The organism is Pantoea sp. X-Soil-ISGK-421 (assembly GCF_059730785.1).
The window spans coordinates 55,574-73,624 of the sequence record NZ_AP035979.1 but is presented as its reverse complement, the minus strand read 5'-3'; the positions used below and the strand labels follow the sequence as shown (position 1 = coordinate 73,624).

Here is an 18,051-nt window from a genome sequence, read left to right as displayed (position 1 = left end):
TTATAGAAAGCCGCTAGCTGGCTATGTGACGGGGAAAAGCCAATAAATAGCGATAACTCGCCAATATGATCCTGTTCAGCCAGTTGGCACCTGCGACATCTTGCAGCAACACCCATCATGTAATATTGTTAGTTACATGAAATGATACAACGGTTATGAACCTTGAGATGAAAAGGAAGATGTATGAGTAGCTTACTAATCACCAACCTGTCGATATGCCTGGCGATCGCGCTGGCATCAGCCAGTATTTCAATGACAATTACCCAAACTGAGCTGTTCGCAGGTTTACGCGCCTGGACCGCGAAAAAACATGCGTTATTAGGCCACTTGTTCCATTGCTTCTACTGCATGAGTCACTGGGTCGTATTTGTCGGCATGGTGATTTATCGCCCTGATTTATTACACAGCGGGATGGCGATCGTTGACTGGCTGATGACCGCATTTGTTACTTTAACATTCACAACATTTATTAATGGATTGATGTTTAAAGTTTTTCAGGCTGCAATTACCACTCACGTCATGAAGCATGAAGCGCAAATCACCTTACAAAAACAGGATTAACCGATGTGCCGAATAACCGATGAATGTCGGTTATTCACTGCATTTGGGGAAGGTATCTGAAGGAAGGCCCATTTTTTCCATTTTTTGCAGATAATCATTGCTGATATCAGCAACGGTAATTTGGCTAAAGCGGTGTAACAACATCGCTTCCGCTTCGCTGAGTGTTTGATCAAGCTGCGCATCAACAGCATGCTCAACCAGACAAGGTGACGGATCCGCAGCGGGGCCAATGCTAAACAGCGCTGGCGCACCGATTGCTTGATAAACATCCAGCAGGGAAATTTCCGACAACGCCACGCGCAGCTCCCATCCGCCACCGTGCCCTTTTTCTGACACCACATACCCTTTGTCACGCAGGCCAGACATCATCCTGCGCACCACCACTGGATTGGTGCCCAACATTTTGGCCATCGTTTCGGAAGTGGCGCGTTTTACGTGCCGATCCAGATGAATCAGTGCGTGCAACGAGCGAGACAAGCGATTATCGCGCGGCATAAATCATTCCTCTAAAATTCACGACACTCTAACAAAGGAGAGATGTGGCAACAATTTATCGCGCTATCATCAAGGCAGAATGCTTAATAATTGGCGTTTGCGGATATGACACGAAAATATAAAGGAGAACACCATGAAAGGAATTTACCCCGCGCAGAAGAGCGATTTCGCGGCGATTACCGCGGTGTGGGAAGCGTCGGTGCGGGCGACGCATCATTTTCTGCAAGAGTCAGATATTCGTGCTTTGCGACCGCAAGTGCGCGAGCAATATTTGCCGATGGTTGAGCTGCGCGTTTATCGCGATGAGCAGAACGCTATCGTCGGCTTTTTGGGCGTGGCAGAAAATCGGCTGGAGATGCTGTTTGTCGCGCCGGAAGTGTTTGGTCAGGGCGTGGGCAAACAACTGCTGCGCTTCGCCATCGAACAACTGGGTGTCACCGAGCTGGATGTGAATGAGCAAAATCCGCAGGCGCTAGGTTTCTATCAGCATCAGGGATTTGTGATGACGGGCCGCTCGCCGCTTGATGGTCAGGGAAATCCTTTTCCTCTGCTTCATTTGCGCTATACGCAGTGAACTAAATGGTCGCACCCATTGAGAGACGATAATGCAAATTCACCTGCTCAATGGTTGGCTGTTGGTTGATTTTTTTCAGGATGATTTCCGTCGCCACCTTGCCCATCTCAAAGCGGGGTGTGATCACGCTGGCTAATCTTGGCGTGGTTGCCTGACCAATTTCCAGCCCGTGAAAACCGGCGATTGCCATCGCTTGCGGCACAGCAATACGCGCTGCCTGGCACTCCTGCAGCACGCCAACCGCCAAATCATCGTTGGTACAGAGAATTGCATCCATCTCCGGATAGAGCTGACGCGCCAGTGTCATCATGCCGGTGCCAATCGAGACCGACGAGACCTTGTTCGGCACAATCCGGCCCGCCGGCAAACCGGCCGCTTCAACCGCATCGCGATAGCCGGCATAGCGCTGCTCATCACGACGATCGGACATCGAACCAAAATAGATGACGCGCTGTTTGCCGCTGGCCAACAACATCGCCGTCATATCGTAGCCGGCGCGATAGTTATCAAAGCCGACATTGATGCGCCCGCGCGCCTCGGTTAGCCCCATCACTTCCGCCACCGGAATATTGGCCGCGTTAAGGTATTTTTCTGCGCGCACGGTATGCACCGATTCGGTCAGGATCAATCCTTTGATGTTAAAGGCCAACACCGTGGCAATCTGCTCCTCTTCACGCTGAGCGTTATAGTCATAATTGACCACCAGTGTTTGATAACCCTGCGCGCTGGTCACCGATTCGATTCCCGCCAGCAGATCGGCAAAGATTTGATTATTAAAGGAAGGAATTAACACGCCGATACGCGGCGGATTCTGTTTGGCCGCCGCCACATTTTCGCTATCAGCGACGTAGCCAATTTCGGCAATCACGCTGGCGATTTTCTCCGCCGTTTCCGTTTTGACCTTTTCCGGTGTGCGCAAATAGCGGCTTACCGTCATTTTGGTGACGCCCGCCAGGGTAGCAATATCGTCCAGAGTGATGCGCTGCGTTTTCATTACGGCGTCCGCAAAGAGGGGCTGTGAATCAACGTATTATGCCCGTTGCGTGTTAAAAAATGAAACGCGCCCGTGCGCGTTGGCGGGTGAAATAAAATGGGCGAACATCTCCGCATAACAGAATGAAAATTCCAATAAAACGCAAAATTTGCAATGCTCTTAAAAAGTGAAGTGATGAAAAACCTATTATTTCATTAAGCTATAAATACACCCCTGACGACTTATGCAGCAATTTTCGCAACCCCCTTCACACTTTCCGGAAAAAATGATCCAAAAACCATCATTTAGAACATATATTCCAATACGAAACACTCGCGTGAATAAAAGATGAACATCGAACCTACATAACACCTCTTTCTGAACAAGCAACGTTCAGGCCGTAGAGACAAGGGGCTATAACAATGGATACCAGGCAAAAACGCTACAACATGAAGTATGTCATCCTCTGCTGTACCGTCGCGGCATTTGGCGGTCTGCTGATGGGATATGACTCTTCCATTATCTCCGGTGCAATCGAACCCTTAAGTGAATATTTTCAGTTAACCCCCGCTGAAACAGGTTGGGCGGTTTCCAACATTCTGCTAGGCAGTTTAGTTGGCTGCTTTATGGCACCACGCCTCAGCGACAAGCTGGGACGCAAAAAATCCCTCGCCATCACTGCCCTGCTGTTTACCGTTTCAGTTGTCGGCACGGCAATCGCCCATAACTTCACCGTCTTCGTCATCTTCCGTATGATCGGCGGATTAGCGATTGGCCTGGCGTCAGTGATTTCGCCTATCTATCTGGCGGAGCTCTCGCCCTCAAAGTTTCGTGGCCGTACCACCGCGCTGTATGCAGTGTGTTGCGTCGGCGGACAATCGGTGGTGTTGCTGACCAACTATTACATCACCAAATCCACCTTGCCTGACGTAATGATCAATATGGGCTGGCGCTACATCCTCGCCACTGCGCTGGTGCCTTGTGCGTTGTTTATGTTGTTTATCGCCTTTATCCCGGAGTCACCGCGCTGGAACGTGCTGAAAGGGAAGTACGATGAAGCACTGGATACGCTGACCAAAATCTCTAACCGCGAGCATGCCGAGAGCGTGTTCAACGAAATCAAACATTCGTTTTCTGATAAAACCGCCCATCAGCACAAATCGCGTCTGCGTCTGGATAAAACCACCGTTCCGTTGCTGATTGTCGGTATTGGCCTGGCGGTAGGTAACCAGATTAGCGGCATCAACGTGATTCAGTATTTTGGGCCAACCTTGCTGAAAAACGTCGCGGGCAGCACCGATTCAGCGCTGCTGCAAACCTTCTGGCTGTCGATTTGTCAGTTTATTGGCGTGCTGGCGGGGATGATGCTGATTGATAAAGTTGGCCGTCGTAAGCTGCTGCTGCTGGGCGCCATCACCTCATGCGTGTGCCTGACGTACTCCTTCATCGCCTTCTATTACCACTTGCCGGGCATGCTGGCAGTCATTGGCCTGTTCGCTTACATGATTTTCTTCGGTATGACGTGGGGTCAGATCGTGTGGACGGTGCTGGGCGAGGTGTTTCCAACCGAGATTCGTTCGATTTGCGTCGGCATTTCCATCTGCGCGATGTCGATGGCCAACTTTGTTATCAGCAGCACCTTCCCGATCATGAACAGCAGCCCGATGCTGCTGGATATGTTCCACGGTGGCTTCCCACTGCTGCTGTTCGCTATCTTCTCGCTGGGTATGTATTTCTTCACCTTCCGCTATCTGCCAGAAACGGCAGGCGTATCGCTTGAGAAGATTCATGCGCTGGTGCTGCGTAAATTTAATGTCGAAGCGGATTTGCCAGAGCGTATCTCAACCGGCAAAGCGAAGGAGTCATTTGATATTCCACGGCATTAATCCGTCAGGATGCCAGCGAATTGCGCCGCTACGGAGCGGCGCGATTTACCACGCTTTTATTGGCTCGGACGTTCGTATTGCTCAATCACCGCCAGCGCTAAGCCGTTGGCCGGATCGATACGCATCGGCAGGAAATGCAGCGCGGTGTGGGCGAAGGTAAACGCCAGCGTACCGGCCTGCGCCGCCTGCTGTACCGCTTGCACAAACGCGGGTTGCGCATTCCACGGCCCATCAATGATGATGCTGGCCGGATTCACCACCTGCATTACCTGACTGAGAGCGTTCCCCAGATATGTCCCCGCCTGCGTCATCACTTCCTTAAGAATTTCCGGCTCGCTTTCTCCGTTTTGCCAACGCAGGCCAGGCTTGCGCTTGGCCAATTGCTGCTGAATTGCCGGCTTGCTCACCAGTGTTTCCAGACAGCCTAAACGTCCGCAACTACAGCGTTCGCCGTTGGGTTTCATCGTGAGATGACCTATCTCGCCTGCCGTCCAGCTGCTGCCGGTGAATACCTCACCCTGTTCCACCAGCGCGCCGCCAAGCCCTTCAGAGATACGCAGATAGAAATGGCTCTGCGACTTATTCAGTTCAAGTTGCTGCACCGAGAGCAGTGCAGCGGCTTTGACGTTATTCATGATGCGCAACGGCAGCGGCATCTCGTGGCTGAGGATGGTCATGACATCCACATCCTGCCAACCAAGATGGGCCGAAAAATGCACCCATCCTCGGTGTGGATCGATGATACCGGGAAAGCCAATCGCCACGCCGAGCAGTTCGGGATGCGCCGCATGCAAGGTTTGGCACACTTCCACCAGTTCATGCAGCAACTGCTCAGGATCGCTGGTTTCCGTGCGCCAGGTCTGCTCGGCAATCACCTGCGAATAGTAGTCGCAAACGCGCCAGTGAATTGCCTGACGCTCCACCATGATGCCCGCGCTTTTCAATTTTTCTGCGCGCAGCGAGATTTCGATTTTGGGTCGCCCCGCTGAAGCCACGCTAACCGGGCCAAGCTCATTGATCAGCCCTTGCTCAAGGAGGTCGTCGACAATCAACGAAACGGTGTTCTTGCTCAGCTCGAGCGCTAATGCCAGATCCTGGCGGGAGGTGATGCGGGTGGTACGCAGTTGCGTCATCACCCGCTTCAGGTTATTCAGACGAAGTAGTGCTGGACCTTTACCGGCTGCTTTCATAGCACCCCTCAATACTCATCACCGCGTACACGGCTGCGATAGCTTTCCCAGTCAAAGCGCACCCATAAACTGTTGCCGAGGCGCATACGGTCCATTACCCGTTCACCCAGCAGCGAATTCATGCCCGCGGGATCGAGGTTCGATAACATGCCCGTTGGGCGTTTCGACGATGAGCGGCGATCGACAATCTGGTTGATGATCACTTTTTCATAGCGCGATTCACTCTGCATACCGATCTCATCGATCACCAGCAGATCCACATGGCTAAGATCGTGCAATAGACGCTCTTCGGTTAAATCACTGCCGCCGCTGAAGGTGCCCTTCATGCTCGACATCAAATCGGCCACGGTGACAATCAACACGCTTTTGCCGCGGATAATCAGATCGTTACCAATCGCTGCCGCAAGGTGGTTTTTACCGGTGCCGGGACGGCCAGAAAAGACAAAACTGGAGATGCTATTTTCGAATCCGGCGGCATATTCACGCGCCATGGCCAGCGCTTTACGCTGCCCATCATTTTCTACCCGATAGTTGTCGAACGAGCAGTTCATGTGCAATTCGCGGATGCCCGAACGCCCCATGATGCGCTGCATTTTCATCGCGCGGTTTTCGCGCACAATCGCTTCCGAGCGCAAACGGCCCTGCTCCTGATTCCAGGCTAGTAGCTCCGCGCCGTTTTTGAATTTCGGCTGCACTTCGGACGGCATCATCTTTTTCAGGCGGCTAAAGAGATCGTTCGGCGTTTTCATTACTCACCTCGGAATCCATCGGGAATATCGTAATCAGTATTGCTGATTTGTGTGAGATCGCGTTTTGGCTGCCCACCATTGGCGGCGCGATTCATCTGCACGCTGCGCGCTAACTTTTGCTGCCACTGCACATGATGGAACAAACGACCTTCCGCCTGCCAGTAAGCCACAAAGGTGGCCAGTTCGGCGGCAGTAACCGGTTCACTCAAGGCCACGCCCCAAATGGCAGCCTGACGCTGAAAATCGCTATCCGGTTGCCAGCCTTCGTACATCGCAAATTTGCCAACCGGTGTCGCGATCGGCGCGCTTTCGGTCTGAAAAAGACTCTCATCCAGCGTGACATCATTAGGCTGCTGCGCGGCGGCTTCCAGCGCCAGCAGCTGCGCCAGACGCTGCGGCGTTAGCGCATAAAACGCCGGGGCATTGTTATGCAGCACCGCCAGCGTGCCATTATCGGCCTGCTGCAGCACGGCGAGCGGGTCATGGCAAAAGCCATCCAGCCCCACCAACGTTGAAGATAAGATTTTGACTGACATGAAGAAACCTGACGTTAACCAGCATGGTGCGCCGGGCGGCGAATTCAACCCGGCGTTATGCGGTAAGTGTACCTGTTTTAAGGCAAGTGATCGTCAAAAAGGTCGTAGGTATTAGCGTGGCATAGACAGCGGTTCGGCGCGATCCACATTGCGTGACGCGTGCGGCATCGTTACAGCGACAGGTTGAGGGCGGGTTTGCCATAAATAGCGAGCCGATGCGATCAGGCACAGGCTGTAGCCGAACATCTCGCTGCCCTCTTCCGCCATGTTTTTTACCACGCGGTTATAGCCATCCATCATCAGATGTTCCCACAGCTGATGCATGCCAAATAGGCGCGAAAACACCAGAACAGCCAGTAAACCTGCGGCCATCATCTGCCAGCTACGGTGCTGAACCAGTGCAACCAAGCCGGGCAGAATCTGGCGTGGCTGACGCAATGCCACAGCAAGACTTGCCGCAGTTGTCGCCAGCGCGAACCACAGCCAGGCGCCGTGCTTGATAAAATCGAACAGGAAGTCCATCTCGCGAATCAGCATGCAGCTATAAAAGCCGCCGATGAGTACGAGCACACTGCGTTGCGATGGCCGTTGCCAGGCAGAGAAGAAATAGCCGGTAGCGATGAGCAAGAGCATCAGCTCTTGGGTGATTTCGGTGAAAGACGTTTCGTGCAGTGCATCGTTCATCCAGTTGACGTCGATATAGACCATCGCCATACAGAAAACGAGCACCAATCCACTGATGATAAAGGCCGTAATTTCACGGCTAATAAGTATAATATTGTTGCGCATAGTGTGACCAAAGTAATGATTAGCGCGCTTAGTATATTGATATCACTTTTTGTCACTTCTCTTTTTATGCCGATTAGAAGCTGGCGCTGACGCCCAGGCTATAAATAAACTGCTCGCCGCTGCTGACCGCGCCGGTTTGGCCGAATGAGGCAAAGGCCGCCATATGTTGACCCAGCGGCAGATTGGCACCAACATTGACATCCACCCAGTTATTTTCCCGACCGTTCATGTCGTTAGCGCGCTCACGGGTTGGCGATGGCAACTCTTCGTTCACTAAATGGCTATAGCTGACTTGCGCCCACGGCATTATTACGCCAAGGCTGGAGTCAACGCGCCACCCCAACGACGCAATGTGTTCGGCGTTATTGCTGTCTACGCGTTCGCATTTCGGACAACTCAGCGTCGAATCATCCACCGCAAACTGCGCCACTGGCCCGGTGCTCACCGCTTTACTCATCGGTATCGACCACCCTGCCGAATAACGATTAACAAACGGCGTGGCGCCAACACTGGCGGTTTCGCTGTGCATCTCCATCGCAAAGTCGCTCGGCGAATTAAGCGCAGCGTCGAATAAGTTGGCTTCGGGGTTTTCTGTCAACATTAAATGATTATTGGAAATTTTTTCGGCAAGTATTGCGTTGTAATCTGGCGCACTATTCGGGCTCGCCTGATCGTAGGCATAGCTATTTCCGGCCAGAAAACATAGCCACAAACCGCCAATAGCCAGCACAATTTTATGCTGGCCTGTCCGCTGACTTTTCTGCACCATGAAAGACTCCTGACGAGCCGGGAAGTGAACGGGCGTTTAGGTTTTATGAAAGATATATCGGCGCCCCTTGTATAACTATTAATCGATTTTGCTATTCGTCAAGGGAACTATCACTTTTTCATCTGCTTAAGGAGTGAAGCAATGCAACGTTGTGGCTGGGTAACTCAGGATCCACTGTATCTCGCGTACCACGATAAAGAGTGGGGCGTGCCGCAAACCGATAAGCGTGCCTTATTTGAGATGGTCTGTCTGGAAGGCCAGCAGGCCGGGCTTTCGTGGATTACGGTGCTAAAAAAACGTGAAAATTATCGCCGCGCTTTCCATGAATTTGATCCAAATGCCGTGGCCCTGATGGATGAGAGTGATATGGCGCATCTCATGCAAAACGCGGGACTGATTCGCCATCGCGGTAAGCTGGAAGCAATCATCAACAATGCACGCGCATTGTTAGCGCTGGAAGCAACGGGAGAGGACTTTTCGCGCTTTATCTGGTCTTTTGTCGACCATACGCCGATTTTGCACCGTTACGCCGATTACAAACTGGCGCCAACCACCTCCGAGCCCGCCATTGCACTGTCGAAAGCACTTAAGAAGCGTGGTTTTAAATTCGTCGGTCCTACAACCTGCCACTCATTTCTACAGGCCTGCGGCTTGATTAACGATCATCAAACCAGCTGTTTCTGCCATCCCGATAATCTTTAAAGCAAAAGTTTACAATTTAAGACTGACCCTCACGCATTTCCCCACAATTGAACGGCATAATAGTGCCGTTTTGGGGCATTTCCCCGTTTAGATCTGTGAGGGATTTTTCATGAATAAGCGTATTTTGGCGCTGACATTGTTATTGAGCGGCAGCATCGTGCTGTCGGGTTGTACCACTAATCCTTATACCGGCGAATCGCAGGCGGGCAAATCGGGTATCGGCGCCGGTTTAGGTGCGGTGCTGGGTGCGGGCGTTGGCGTGCTGTCGTCGTCGAAGAAAGATCGCGGTAAAGGCGCGCTGATTGGTGCAGCATCTGGTGCAGCCCTGGGCGGCGGCGCAGGTTATTACATGGATGTGCAGGAAGCGAAACTGCGCGACAAAATGCGCGGCACTGGCGTCAGCGTGACGCGTCAGGGCGACAATATTGTGCTCAACATGCCAAATAACGTCACCTTTGATTCTAACAGCAGCAACCTGAAACCGGCAGGTGCCAATACTTTGACCGGCGTGGCGATGGTACTGAAAGAGTATCCAAAAACGGCAGTGAATGTGGTGGGCTACACCGACAGCACCGGCACGCGCGCGCTGAATATGCGTCTGTCGCAGCAACGTGCCGACAGCGTCGCCAGCGGTCTTATTCTGCAAGGCGTGGCACAGAATCGCCTGCGCACCCAAGGTTCAGGTCCGGATAATCCGGTTGCCAGCAACAGCACCGAAGACGGTAAAGCGCAAAACCGTCGCGTTGAGATCACTCTCAGCCCGCTGAGCTAACCGCAAAGAGCCGATCTGCATCAACAGATCGGCTTTTATCACCTTTTTTCGCCTCTTTTGACGCCATATTTGTCAGAAAAAGCTAAAAAAATCGTAACTGATAGAGCCGTCTTTTCCTTTATGCTAGCGTGATCAAAAATTGATCAATTGGATGCTATCATGTCACTGAAAGCCATCGCCGCTACCCTTGGTCTCTCTGTTACCACCGTGAGCCGGGCGCTAAATGGCTACGATGATGTCGCGGCCGCCACGCGAAAACGCATTGAAGAAGAAGCGCATCTGCGCGGTTATCGTCCTAACGATGCGGCTCGCCGCCTGAAAACCGGGCGTGCCAATGCGGTCGGTCTGCTCTTCCCCATCAGTCATGCCTCACTTAACGACAGCTATTACAGCCAAATGCTGCTGACGCTGGATCAACGACTCGCACAGCACGATATCGATTTGCTGCTGTTACCCGATAAGTCACAAGATCAGCAGCGTAAGCTGATGCGTATGCTGCGCAGCGGCGCCATCGATGCATTGATACTGACGCACACCCTGCCGCAGGATGCGCGTTTGCAACGTTTACAGCAGAAGGGTTTCCGCTTCCTGACGCTCGGTCGCAGCGAGCTGCCACAGCCTTATGCCTGGATTGATTACGATAATCACGCCGGCACCTTTCTGGCGGCAGAACACTGCCTGCAGCAAGGATTGCCGCGTCTCGCCTATCTCGGCAGCAATGAGTCTTCAACCTATACCCTCGATCGGCGCCAGGGCTTTATCGATGCGCTGATCCGGCATCAGGCGCCAGTCGATCAATCCTTAATGGCAGCGTTGCCCGCCACGCGCCGCTCCGGCTATCAGCAAACCAACGCCTGGCTGGCACAAGGCGATGTGCCGCAGGCGATCATTACCGATTGCAGCACGCTGGGTGAAGGTGCCGCGATTGCACTGCAACAAGCCGCGCGGTTGAAGGGCGCGCAGGCGATTCCACTGTATGTTTACGATGGACTGCCGCCCGATTCCATTATCGATCAGCCCGTAAACACCATTTTGCAATCATCGCAGCAGCATATCGGCGAGCGCATCGCCGAAATGGTGTTGCAACTGCTTGATGATGCGCCCCTCAGCGAGCTGCAAACGTTATGGCAACCGGTGTTGCGACTCACTTCTGATGCGCAATGATTGCGCCTGGCGCGAGCTGTGTTAGTCTTCGCCTGTTTCTTTTCAGCAGGTGTAAGCAATGAAAACCAGGCCGCCACGAGCCACAATCAGTGACGTTGCCCGTACGGCAAAAACCGGTAAAACCAGCGTTTCCCGCTATCTGAATGGCGAAGTGAATCTGCTCTCGCCCGATCTCAAAGCCCGTATCGAACAGGCCATCGCCGAACTCAACTATCGTCCCAGTCAGATGGCGCGCGGACTCAAACGCGGCCGCACGCGTTTGATCGGCCTGATCATTGCCGACATCACCAATCCCTATTCGGTTGATGTGTTGAGCGGCATCGAAGCGGCGTGCCGTGCGCAGGGCTTTACCCTGCTGATGTGTAACACCAACAACGAAGTCGATCTCGAACAGCATTACCTGCAACTGTTGAGCAGCTATCAGGTTGAAGGCATTGTGGTGAATGCGGTGGGCATGCATGAAGAAGTGCTGAATCGCCTACAACAGTCAATGCTGCCGATGGTGTTGATCGACCGTAAAATCCCGGATTTTGCTTGCGATATGGTTGGACTGAACAATCCGGAAGCCTCGAACATTGCTACACAGCATTTGCTGGATAATGGCTATCAGGCGTTACTGTTTGTCAGTGAACCGCTGGGTAGCGTCAATACACGCCGCGAGCGCCTGCGTGCTTTCTACGACACGGTGAAAACGGCGCCACTGGTTGCGGCGGAGAATGCCGAAGTGGCGCTGCATCAACCTGACGAACTGGAAAAGCGATTACGTGATTTCTACCAGCGTCATTCAGGCCAGCGTTGTGCGGTAATTGCTGCACACGGCGCGTTGACACTCCAGGTGGCACGCGCCTTACAGCGCCTTGAACTGCGCTGGGGTGAAACCATCGGTCTGCTGGGCTTTGATGAGCTTGAGTGGGCCGCGCTGGCAGGCGTGGGCATCACCACCCTGAAGCAGCCCACCTGGCAGATTGGCTACGCCGCGCTGGAACAGGTTATCGCGCGCATTGAAGGCAGCGAACTCTCCATCAGCGAACAGCTTTTCTCCGGCGAACTGATCGTGCGCGGCTCCAGCCAGCCGCTGCGCTAATCTCCCTTTTTAGGGCTCACTTCGTGAGCATGATCATAATTCCGTAGTCTGCACCTTTCCTTTGGAACCGGTTCCATTTAGGTTTTTTATAACGAATGGGATGTGGTCATGCCCGGAGAAAAGTGATGAAACCAGAAATTATTGTTGTAACTGCCGCATATGGCGCGCAGAAAGTGGCGGAATTGGGTGGCCAAACAGCGCTGTTGCCGCTGATTAAGCAAGCAGGTGCGGATGGTGTCGAAATCCGCCGTGAGCTGTTCAACGAAAATGAACTCTGCCTGCTGCACGCGCTCGGCAATGCGCTTTCTCAGCATCAGCTAAGCGCCAGCTATTCCGTGCCGGAAGCGCTGTGGCTGGATGATGGCACGCTGAATCCGCGTCTGCCGCAGTTTCTGCAGGAAGCCGAACAAATCGGTGCTAAGCGCCTGAAAGTGGCATTGGGCCATTTTGTTGAACTTGATTCCAGCGCGCTGCTCAACGTTTTGCAAGCATCAACGGTAACGCTGGTGGTAGAGAACGATCAAACCCCTGACAGCAAACTGGCACCGATGCTGCGCTTCTTCCATCAGGCCTGTGATGCCGCGCTGCCGCTGGATATGACCTTTGATATGGGCAACTGGCAGTGGACCGGTGAAGACGGTTTGCAGGCCGCCGCTCAACTCAGCCGCTATGTCAGCTATATTCACGTTAAAACCGCAGTGCCACACGGCGACACTTTCCGCGCCATCGCGCTGGATGAGGCCGACGATAGCTGGCGCTCGCTGCTCAACGCGCTGCCCGTCGATGCGCCACGCGGCATCGAATTCCCGCTGGAAGGCGCGGATTTACTGGCGGTCACTCGCCATTACGTTGACCTGCTGCGTGCAGCGTAAGGAGTCGATGATGACGCAAAAAACGCTGGATGTGGTGACGATTGGCGAAGCGATGGCGATGTTTATCGCTCAGCAAACTGGCGATCTCGCCGCGGCTGAAGGCTTCGTCAAACGCATTGCTGGTGCCGAGCTCAACGTCGCGATTGGCCTGGCGCGTCTCGGGTTGAACGTCGGCTGGGTTAGCCGCGTCGGCGACGACAGCTTTGGTCGCTTCACACTGCAACAGCTGGAAAAAGAGGGTGTGGATCACCGCTGCGTCACCACTGACGCGCGCTATCGCACCGGCTTCCAGCTCAAATCCCGTGTCGATGACGGCTTCGATCCAGAAGTGGAATATTTCCGTAAAGACTCGGCGGCCAGCCATCTGTCGCCCGACGATTTCAACGACGACTACTTTGGCAGCGCACGCCACCTGCATTTAAGTGGCGTAGCGGCGGCGATCTCAGACAGTTCACTTGCGCTGGCACAACACGCGGCTAAAGAGATGCGCGCGCGCGGCAAAACCATCTCATTCGATCCGAATCTGCGTCCGGTGTTATGGCGTAGCGAAGAGGAGATGCGCAAGCAACTGAATCATCTGGCGGAATATGCTGATTGGGTGCTGCCGGGCGAGAAAGAGGGATTGATTCTCACAGGCTTCAGTCAGCCGGAAGCCATCGCCGATTTCTACCTCGATAAAGGGGTGAAAGCGGTGGTGATCAAAACTGGTGGCGACGGCGCCTGGTACAAAACCGCCGACGGCCAGCAAGGCCAGGTCGCGCCGATTCGTGTCGAAAATGTGGTGGATACCGTGGGCGCAGGTGACGGCTTTGCCGTTGGCCTGATCAGCGCCTTGCTGGAAGGAAAATCGCTGCCTCAGGCGATTCTGCGCGGCAACAAGATCGGTTCGCTGGCGATTCAGGTTGCGGGCGACAGCGAAGGTTTGCCGACGCGCGCGGCGTTGGGCGATTACTAAGCACGATTCCGTATTCAAAACCCAGGTCGCCATAAATGGTGACCCTACGAGATCGGTGAGGTTTTGTAGGGTCGCCATTTATGGCGACCACCCAACGTCAGTATGGTTTTTGTAGGGTCGCCATTTATGGCGACCACCCTACGTCAGTGTGGTTTTTGTAGGGTCGCCATTTATGGCGACCACCCAACGTCAGTGTGGTTTTTGTAGGGTCGCCATTTATGGCGACCTCCTGACAAAGATTCAAAAATAGCTGTACCCACTACAACAATATTCCGAGGCGCATCCACAGAATGCGTCCACCTCAACCAGAGGAGTCACCCATGAAATCGCAGACAATCGCGCCAAAACGCTGGTGGTTTATTATGCCCATCGTGTTTATCACCTACAGTCTGGCGTATCTGGACCGGGCGAACTTCAGCTTCGCCTCTGCCGCAGGGATTAACGAAGATCTCGGCATCACCAAAGGCATGTCATCGCTGCTGGGCGCCCTGTTCTTCCTCGGCTACTTCTTCTTCCAAATCCCCGGCGCGCTGTATGCCGAGCGCCGTAGTGTTAAGAAACTGATTTTCTGGTGCCTGATTTTATGGGGCGGCTGCGCCTCGCTGACCGGCGTGGTGAGCAACATTCCAATGCTGGCGGCGATCCGCTTTGTGCTTGGCGTAGTGGAAGCGGCGGTGATGCCAGCCATGCTGATTTACATCAGTAACTGGTTTACCAAATCGGAGCGTTCGCGCGCCAATACCTTCCTGATCCTCGGTAATCCGGTCACGGTGCTGTGGATGTCGGTGGTTTCCGGCTATTTGATTGAATCTTTTGGCTGGCGCGAGATGTTTATTATTGAAGGCATCCCGGCCGTTATCTGGGCAGTTGCCTGGTGGTTCCTGGTGCAGGATAAGCCGTCACAAGCCAAATGGATGAGCGAAAGCGAGAAAGCAGCGCTGCAGGCGCAACTGCAAAAAGAGCAGGAAGGCATCAAAGCGGTACGCAATTACGGCGAAGCGTTCCGTAATCGCAACGTGATCCTGCTGTGCCTGCAATATTTCGCCTGGAGCATCGGCGTGTACGGTTTCGTGCTGTGGCTGCCGTCTATTCTGCGTAACGGTTCGCAGATGGGCATGGTGGAAGCCGGTTGGCTGTCCGCGGTGCCCTATTTGGTGGCGACCATTGCGATGATCGTGGTGTCGTGGGCGTCGGATAAAACCCAGAACCGCAAACTGTTTGTTTGGCCGTTACTGCTGATTGGCGCACTGGCGTTCCTCGGTTCGTATCTGGTGGGTTCCAGCAACTTCTGGCTCTCTTATGCGCTGCTGGTGATTGCCGGGGGTGCGATGTATGCGCCGTACGGTCCGTTCTTCGCCATCATCCCTGAGATGTTGCCGCGCAACGTCGCCGGTGGCGCGATGGCGCTGATCAATAGCATGGGCGCACTCGGTTCTTTCGTCGGATCGTGGATTGTAGGCTATCTTAATGGCGCGACCGGTTCGCCTGCCGCCTCCTACATTTTCATGGGTGCTGCGCTGCTGGCCTCAGTCTGGCTGACGCTTGTCGTTAAACCGGCACAGAACAAAACGCCGCCGCCCGTACACGGGGCGAAGCACGCCTGAAAGCGTAAAAGATGAATTTTCGGGGCGACGTTGGTCGCCCACAACTCGTTCTATAGGGAGCAAAGATGAAACCTGCTGTGATTCTTTATAAGAGCCTGCCAGATGACCTGCGCGCCAAACTGGATGCCCATTTCACCGTCACTGAAGTGCATGATATTTCCCCGGAAACTATCCAGAAACACGCGGCGCAGTTCGAACAGGCGCAAGGTTTGCTCGGCTCTGGCGGCAAAGTGGATGGCGAACTGCTGGCGAAAATGCCCGCGCTGCGCGCCTGCTCCACGGTGTCGGTGGGTTACGATAACTTCAACGTTGACGCGCTGAATCAACGCAAGGTGTTGCTAATGCATACGCCAACCGTGCTGACCGAAACCGTCGCCGACACCATGATGGCGCTGGTGTTAAGCACAGCACGTCGCGTGACCGAGCTGGATAAGTGGGTCAAAGCGGGCGAATGGAAAAAGAGCATCGGTCCGGATCATTTCGGCATTGATGTACACCACAAAACCCTCGGCATTCTTGGTATGGGACGCATCGGCCTGGCGCTGGCGCAACGTGCGCACTTTGGCTTCGGCATGAATATTCTTTACAACGCGCGTCGCCAACATGAAGAAGCGGAAACCCGCTTTGGCGCGCGTGCCTGCGATCTGGAAACCTTGCTGAAAGAGAGTGATTTTGTCTGCATCAGCCTGCCGCTGACCGAACAGACACACCACATGATTGGCGCGGCGCAGCTTAAGCTGATGAAACCAAGCGCAATTCTCATTAATGCCGGTCGCGGTCCAGTCGTGGATGAGCAGGCGCTGACGACGGCGCTGAAAGACGGCACCTTGCACGCTGCGGGTCTGGATGTATTTGAAGTTGAGCCAGTGCCTGCCGATGCCGAGATTTTGACGCTGCCAAACGTGGTAGCGCTGCCGCACATCGGTTCCGCCACACATGAAACCCGTTATGGCATGGCGAGCGACGCGGTGGATAACCTTATTGCGGCCCTAAACGGCAACGTTGAGAAAAACTGCGTTAACCCGCAAATCCAAAGCTAAGCGGCTGCTTTACCCATTGCGCCTGCCTGCGGCGGGCGCTATGGTGGTTCCCCATTCGATTTCACAACGTTTTAACTTCCTATGTCCTTTTCTCAGTTCGGCGACAAATTTACTCAACACTCCGGCATCTCACGTCTGATGGAAGACATGGGTGAAGGCCTGCGCACGCCAGGCACCATCATGCTTGGCGGCGGCAATCCGGCGCAAATTCCGGCGATGAACGACTATTTCAATCAGCTGCTGCTGCAGATGCATCAGGACGGCAAACTGAGCGAAGCGTTGTGCAACTACGATGGCCCGCGCGGTAAAGCGCTGTTGCTGGATGCGCTGGCGAAGATGTTACGTGAGGAACTCGGCTGGCCGCTAACCGCGCAAAACATCGCGCTGACCAACGGTAGCCAGAGTGCGTTCTTCTATCTTTTCAATCTGTTCGCCGGACGTCGCGCCAACGGCAGTAAAAAGCGCGTGCTGTTCCCGCTGGCGCCGGAATATCTCGGTTATGCCGATGCCGGGCTTGAAGAGGATCTGTTTGTCTCCGCCAAGCCAAATATTGAGCTATTGCCGGAAGGCCAATTCAAATATCACGTCGATTTCGATCATCTGCCGCTTAACGATGATGTCGGTCTGATCTGTGTGTCCCGCCCGACCAATCCGACCGGCAACGTGATCACCGATGAAGAACTGCTGCAGCTCGATGCGCTGGCACAGCAACATGGCGTGCCGCTGCTGATCGATAACGCTTACGGCGTGCCGTTCCCCGGCATCATCTTTAGCGAAGCGCGACCACTGTGGAATCCCAATACTATTCTGTGCATGAGCTTGTCGAAACTGGGCCTGCCGGGCGCACGTTGCGGTATTATTGTTGCTGATGAGAGCACCATCAGCGCAATTGGCAACATGAATGGCATTATTAGTCTTGCTCCAGGCAGTATTGGGCCGGCGATTGCGAATGAGATGATCGGGCGCGGCGATTTACTGCGTCTGTCCGAAGAGGTGATTAAGCCGTTTTATCAGGCCAAAGTGAGCGAGACGATAGCGATTCTTCGCCGCTATTTACCGGAAGATCGCTGCCTGATTCATAAACCTGAGGGCGCGATTTTCCTCTGGCTGTGGTTCCGCGATCTGCCGATCAGTACCGAAACGCTTTATCAGCGCCTGAAAGCGCGCGGCGTGCTGATGGTGCCCGGCCACTTCTTCTTCCCCGGCCTCGAACACGAATGGCCGCATACTCATCAGTGTATGCGCATGAACTACGTGCCGGATGCCGAAAAAATTGAGCGTGCGGTGCAGATTCTGGCAGAAGAACTGGAAAGCGCGTTTACGAATTGACCGTAGG

The 18,051-nt window shown here is 53.9% G+C and carries 19 protein-coding genes; 12 read left to right on the top strand and 7 right to left on the bottom strand.

Features of this window, described 5'->3' with window-relative positions:
• The first annotated feature begins 183 nt into the window (after positions 1-183).
• On the top strand, positions 184-561 hold the full coding sequence (locus AC6I8K_RS00365) for a DUF1360 domain-containing protein (RefSeq protein ID WP_483816516.1): 378 nt from the start codon (positions 184-186) through the stop codon (positions 559-561).
• A 30-nt stretch (positions 562-591) separates the two neighbouring features.
• On the opposite strand, the gene AC6I8K_RS00360 is transcribed toward AC6I8K_RS00365, so the two are convergent.
• On the bottom strand, positions 592-1,056 hold the full coding sequence (locus tag AC6I8K_RS00360; RefSeq protein WP_064738261.1) for an Rrf2 family transcriptional regulator: 465 nt from the start codon (positions 1,054-1,056) through the stop codon (positions 592-594).
• Positions 1,057-1,189: 133 nt separating this feature from the next.
• Here AC6I8K_RS00360 and AC6I8K_RS00355 point away from each other — a divergent pair, with 133 nt between their 5' ends.
• Positions 1,190-1,630, top strand: a complete 441-nt coding sequence (locus tag AC6I8K_RS00355) for an acetyltransferase (RefSeq protein WP_483816515.1) — start codon at positions 1,190-1,192, stop codon at positions 1,628-1,630.
• A 1-nt stretch (position 1,631) separates the two neighbouring features.
• On the opposite strand, the gene AC6I8K_RS00350 is transcribed toward AC6I8K_RS00355, so the two are convergent.
• Positions 1,632-2,624: a LacI family DNA-binding transcriptional regulator gene (locus tag AC6I8K_RS00350; RefSeq protein WP_064738263.1), complete on the bottom strand. Its 993-nt coding sequence runs from the start codon at positions 2,622-2,624 to the stop codon at positions 1,632-1,634.
• A gap of 401 nt (positions 2,625-3,025) precedes the next feature.
• Here AC6I8K_RS00350 and AC6I8K_RS00345 point away from each other — a divergent pair, with 401 nt between their 5' ends.
• The gene (locus AC6I8K_RS00345; RefSeq protein ID WP_497826053.1) at positions 3,026-4,489 is read left to right on the top strand and encodes a sugar porter family MFS transporter; all 1,464 of its coding nucleotides are present in this window, start codon (positions 3,026-3,028) and stop codon (positions 4,487-4,489) included.
• Between the two features lie 56 nt (positions 4,490-4,545).
• Here the strand turns inward: AC6I8K_RS00345 and AC6I8K_RS00340 are convergent, their stop codons facing one another.
• The 5 genes from AC6I8K_RS00340 to AC6I8K_RS00320 all read right to left on the bottom strand — a co-directional run bounded on the left by AC6I8K_RS00340 (position 4,546) and on the right by AC6I8K_RS00320 (position 8,522).
• A complete protein-coding gene (locus AC6I8K_RS00340) occupies positions 4,546-5,679 on the bottom strand; it encodes an ROK family protein (protein ID WP_497826052.1) in 1,134 nt (377 codons plus the stop codon).
• 8 nt (positions 5,680-5,687) lie between these two features.
• A complete protein-coding gene (dnaC, locus tag AC6I8K_RS00335; protein ID WP_007893471.1) occupies positions 5,688-6,428 on the bottom strand; it encodes a replicative helicase loader DnaC in 741 nt (246 codons plus the stop codon).
• Positions 6,428-6,964 (bottom strand): primosomal protein DnaT, encoded by a 537-nt coding sequence (gene dnaT / locus AC6I8K_RS00330; protein ID WP_497826051.1) that lies wholly within the window; start codon positions 6,962-6,964, stop codon positions 6,428-6,430. Before dnaT ends, dnaC begins: the two co-directional genes overlap by 1 nt.
• Before the next feature lie 111 nt (positions 6,965-7,075).
• Positions 7,076-7,753, bottom strand: a complete 678-nt coding sequence (locus AC6I8K_RS00325; RefSeq protein WP_497826050.1) for a hypothetical protein — start codon at positions 7,751-7,753, stop codon at positions 7,076-7,078.
• A 73-nt stretch (positions 7,754-7,826) separates the two neighbouring features.
• Positions 7,827-8,522 carry a hypothetical protein gene (locus AC6I8K_RS00320; protein ID WP_064738268.1) on the bottom strand — a complete coding sequence of 232 codons (696 nt, stop codon included), beginning with the start codon at positions 8,520-8,522 and terminating at the stop codon, positions 7,827-7,829.
• Positions 8,523-8,663: 141 nt separating this feature from the next.
• Here AC6I8K_RS00320 and AC6I8K_RS00315 point away from each other — a divergent pair, with 141 nt between their 5' ends.
• The 9 genes from AC6I8K_RS00315 to AC6I8K_RS00275 all read left to right on the top strand — a co-directional run bounded on the left by AC6I8K_RS00315 (position 8,664) and on the right by AC6I8K_RS00275 (position 18,044).
• On the top strand, positions 8,664-9,224 hold the full coding sequence (locus AC6I8K_RS00315; RefSeq protein ID WP_064738269.1) for a DNA-3-methyladenine glycosylase I: 561 nt from the start codon (positions 8,664-8,666) through the stop codon (positions 9,222-9,224).
• Between the two features lie 109 nt (positions 9,225-9,333).
• On the top strand, positions 9,334-9,996 hold the full coding sequence (locus tag AC6I8K_RS00310) for an OmpA family lipoprotein (RefSeq protein ID WP_064738270.1): 663 nt from the start codon (positions 9,334-9,336) through the stop codon (positions 9,994-9,996).
• A gap of 159 nt (positions 9,997-10,155) precedes the next feature.
• Positions 10,156-11,160 (top strand): LacI family DNA-binding transcriptional regulator, encoded by a 1,005-nt coding sequence (locus AC6I8K_RS00305; protein ID WP_483816510.1) that lies wholly within the window; start codon positions 10,156-10,158, stop codon positions 11,158-11,160.
• Positions 11,161-11,218: 58 nt separating this feature from the next.
• Positions 11,219-12,244 (top strand): LacI family DNA-binding transcriptional regulator, encoded by a 1,026-nt coding sequence (locus AC6I8K_RS00300; RefSeq protein WP_497826049.1) that lies wholly within the window; start codon positions 11,219-11,221, stop codon positions 12,242-12,244.
• Between the two features lie 125 nt (positions 12,245-12,369).
• Positions 12,370-13,116: a sugar phosphate isomerase/epimerase family protein gene (locus AC6I8K_RS00295; protein WP_497826048.1), complete on the top strand. Its 747-nt coding sequence runs from the start codon at positions 12,370-12,372 to the stop codon at positions 13,114-13,116.
• A 10-nt stretch (positions 13,117-13,126) separates the two neighbouring features.
• The gene (locus AC6I8K_RS00290; protein ID WP_497827211.1) at positions 13,127-14,071 is read left to right on the top strand and encodes a sugar kinase; all 945 of its coding nucleotides are present in this window, start codon (positions 13,127-13,129) and stop codon (positions 14,069-14,071) included.
• Positions 14,072-14,391: 320 nt separating this feature from the next.
• The gene (locus AC6I8K_RS00285) at positions 14,392-15,675 is read left to right on the top strand and encodes an MFS transporter (protein ID WP_064738275.1); all 1,284 of its coding nucleotides are present in this window, start codon (positions 14,392-14,394) and stop codon (positions 15,673-15,675) included.
• A 65-nt stretch (positions 15,676-15,740) separates the two neighbouring features.
• Positions 15,741-16,715, top strand: coding sequence for a glyoxylate/hydroxypyruvate reductase GhrB (ghrB, locus tag AC6I8K_RS00280; protein ID WP_064738276.1), 975 nt, complete (start codon positions 15,741-15,743; stop codon positions 16,713-16,715).
• 81 nt (positions 16,716-16,796) lie between these two features.
• Positions 16,797-18,044, top strand: coding sequence for a valine--pyruvate transaminase (locus AC6I8K_RS00275; protein WP_497826047.1), 1,248 nt, complete (start codon positions 16,797-16,799; stop codon positions 18,042-18,044).
• Positions 18,045-18,051: the final 7 nt, after the last annotated feature.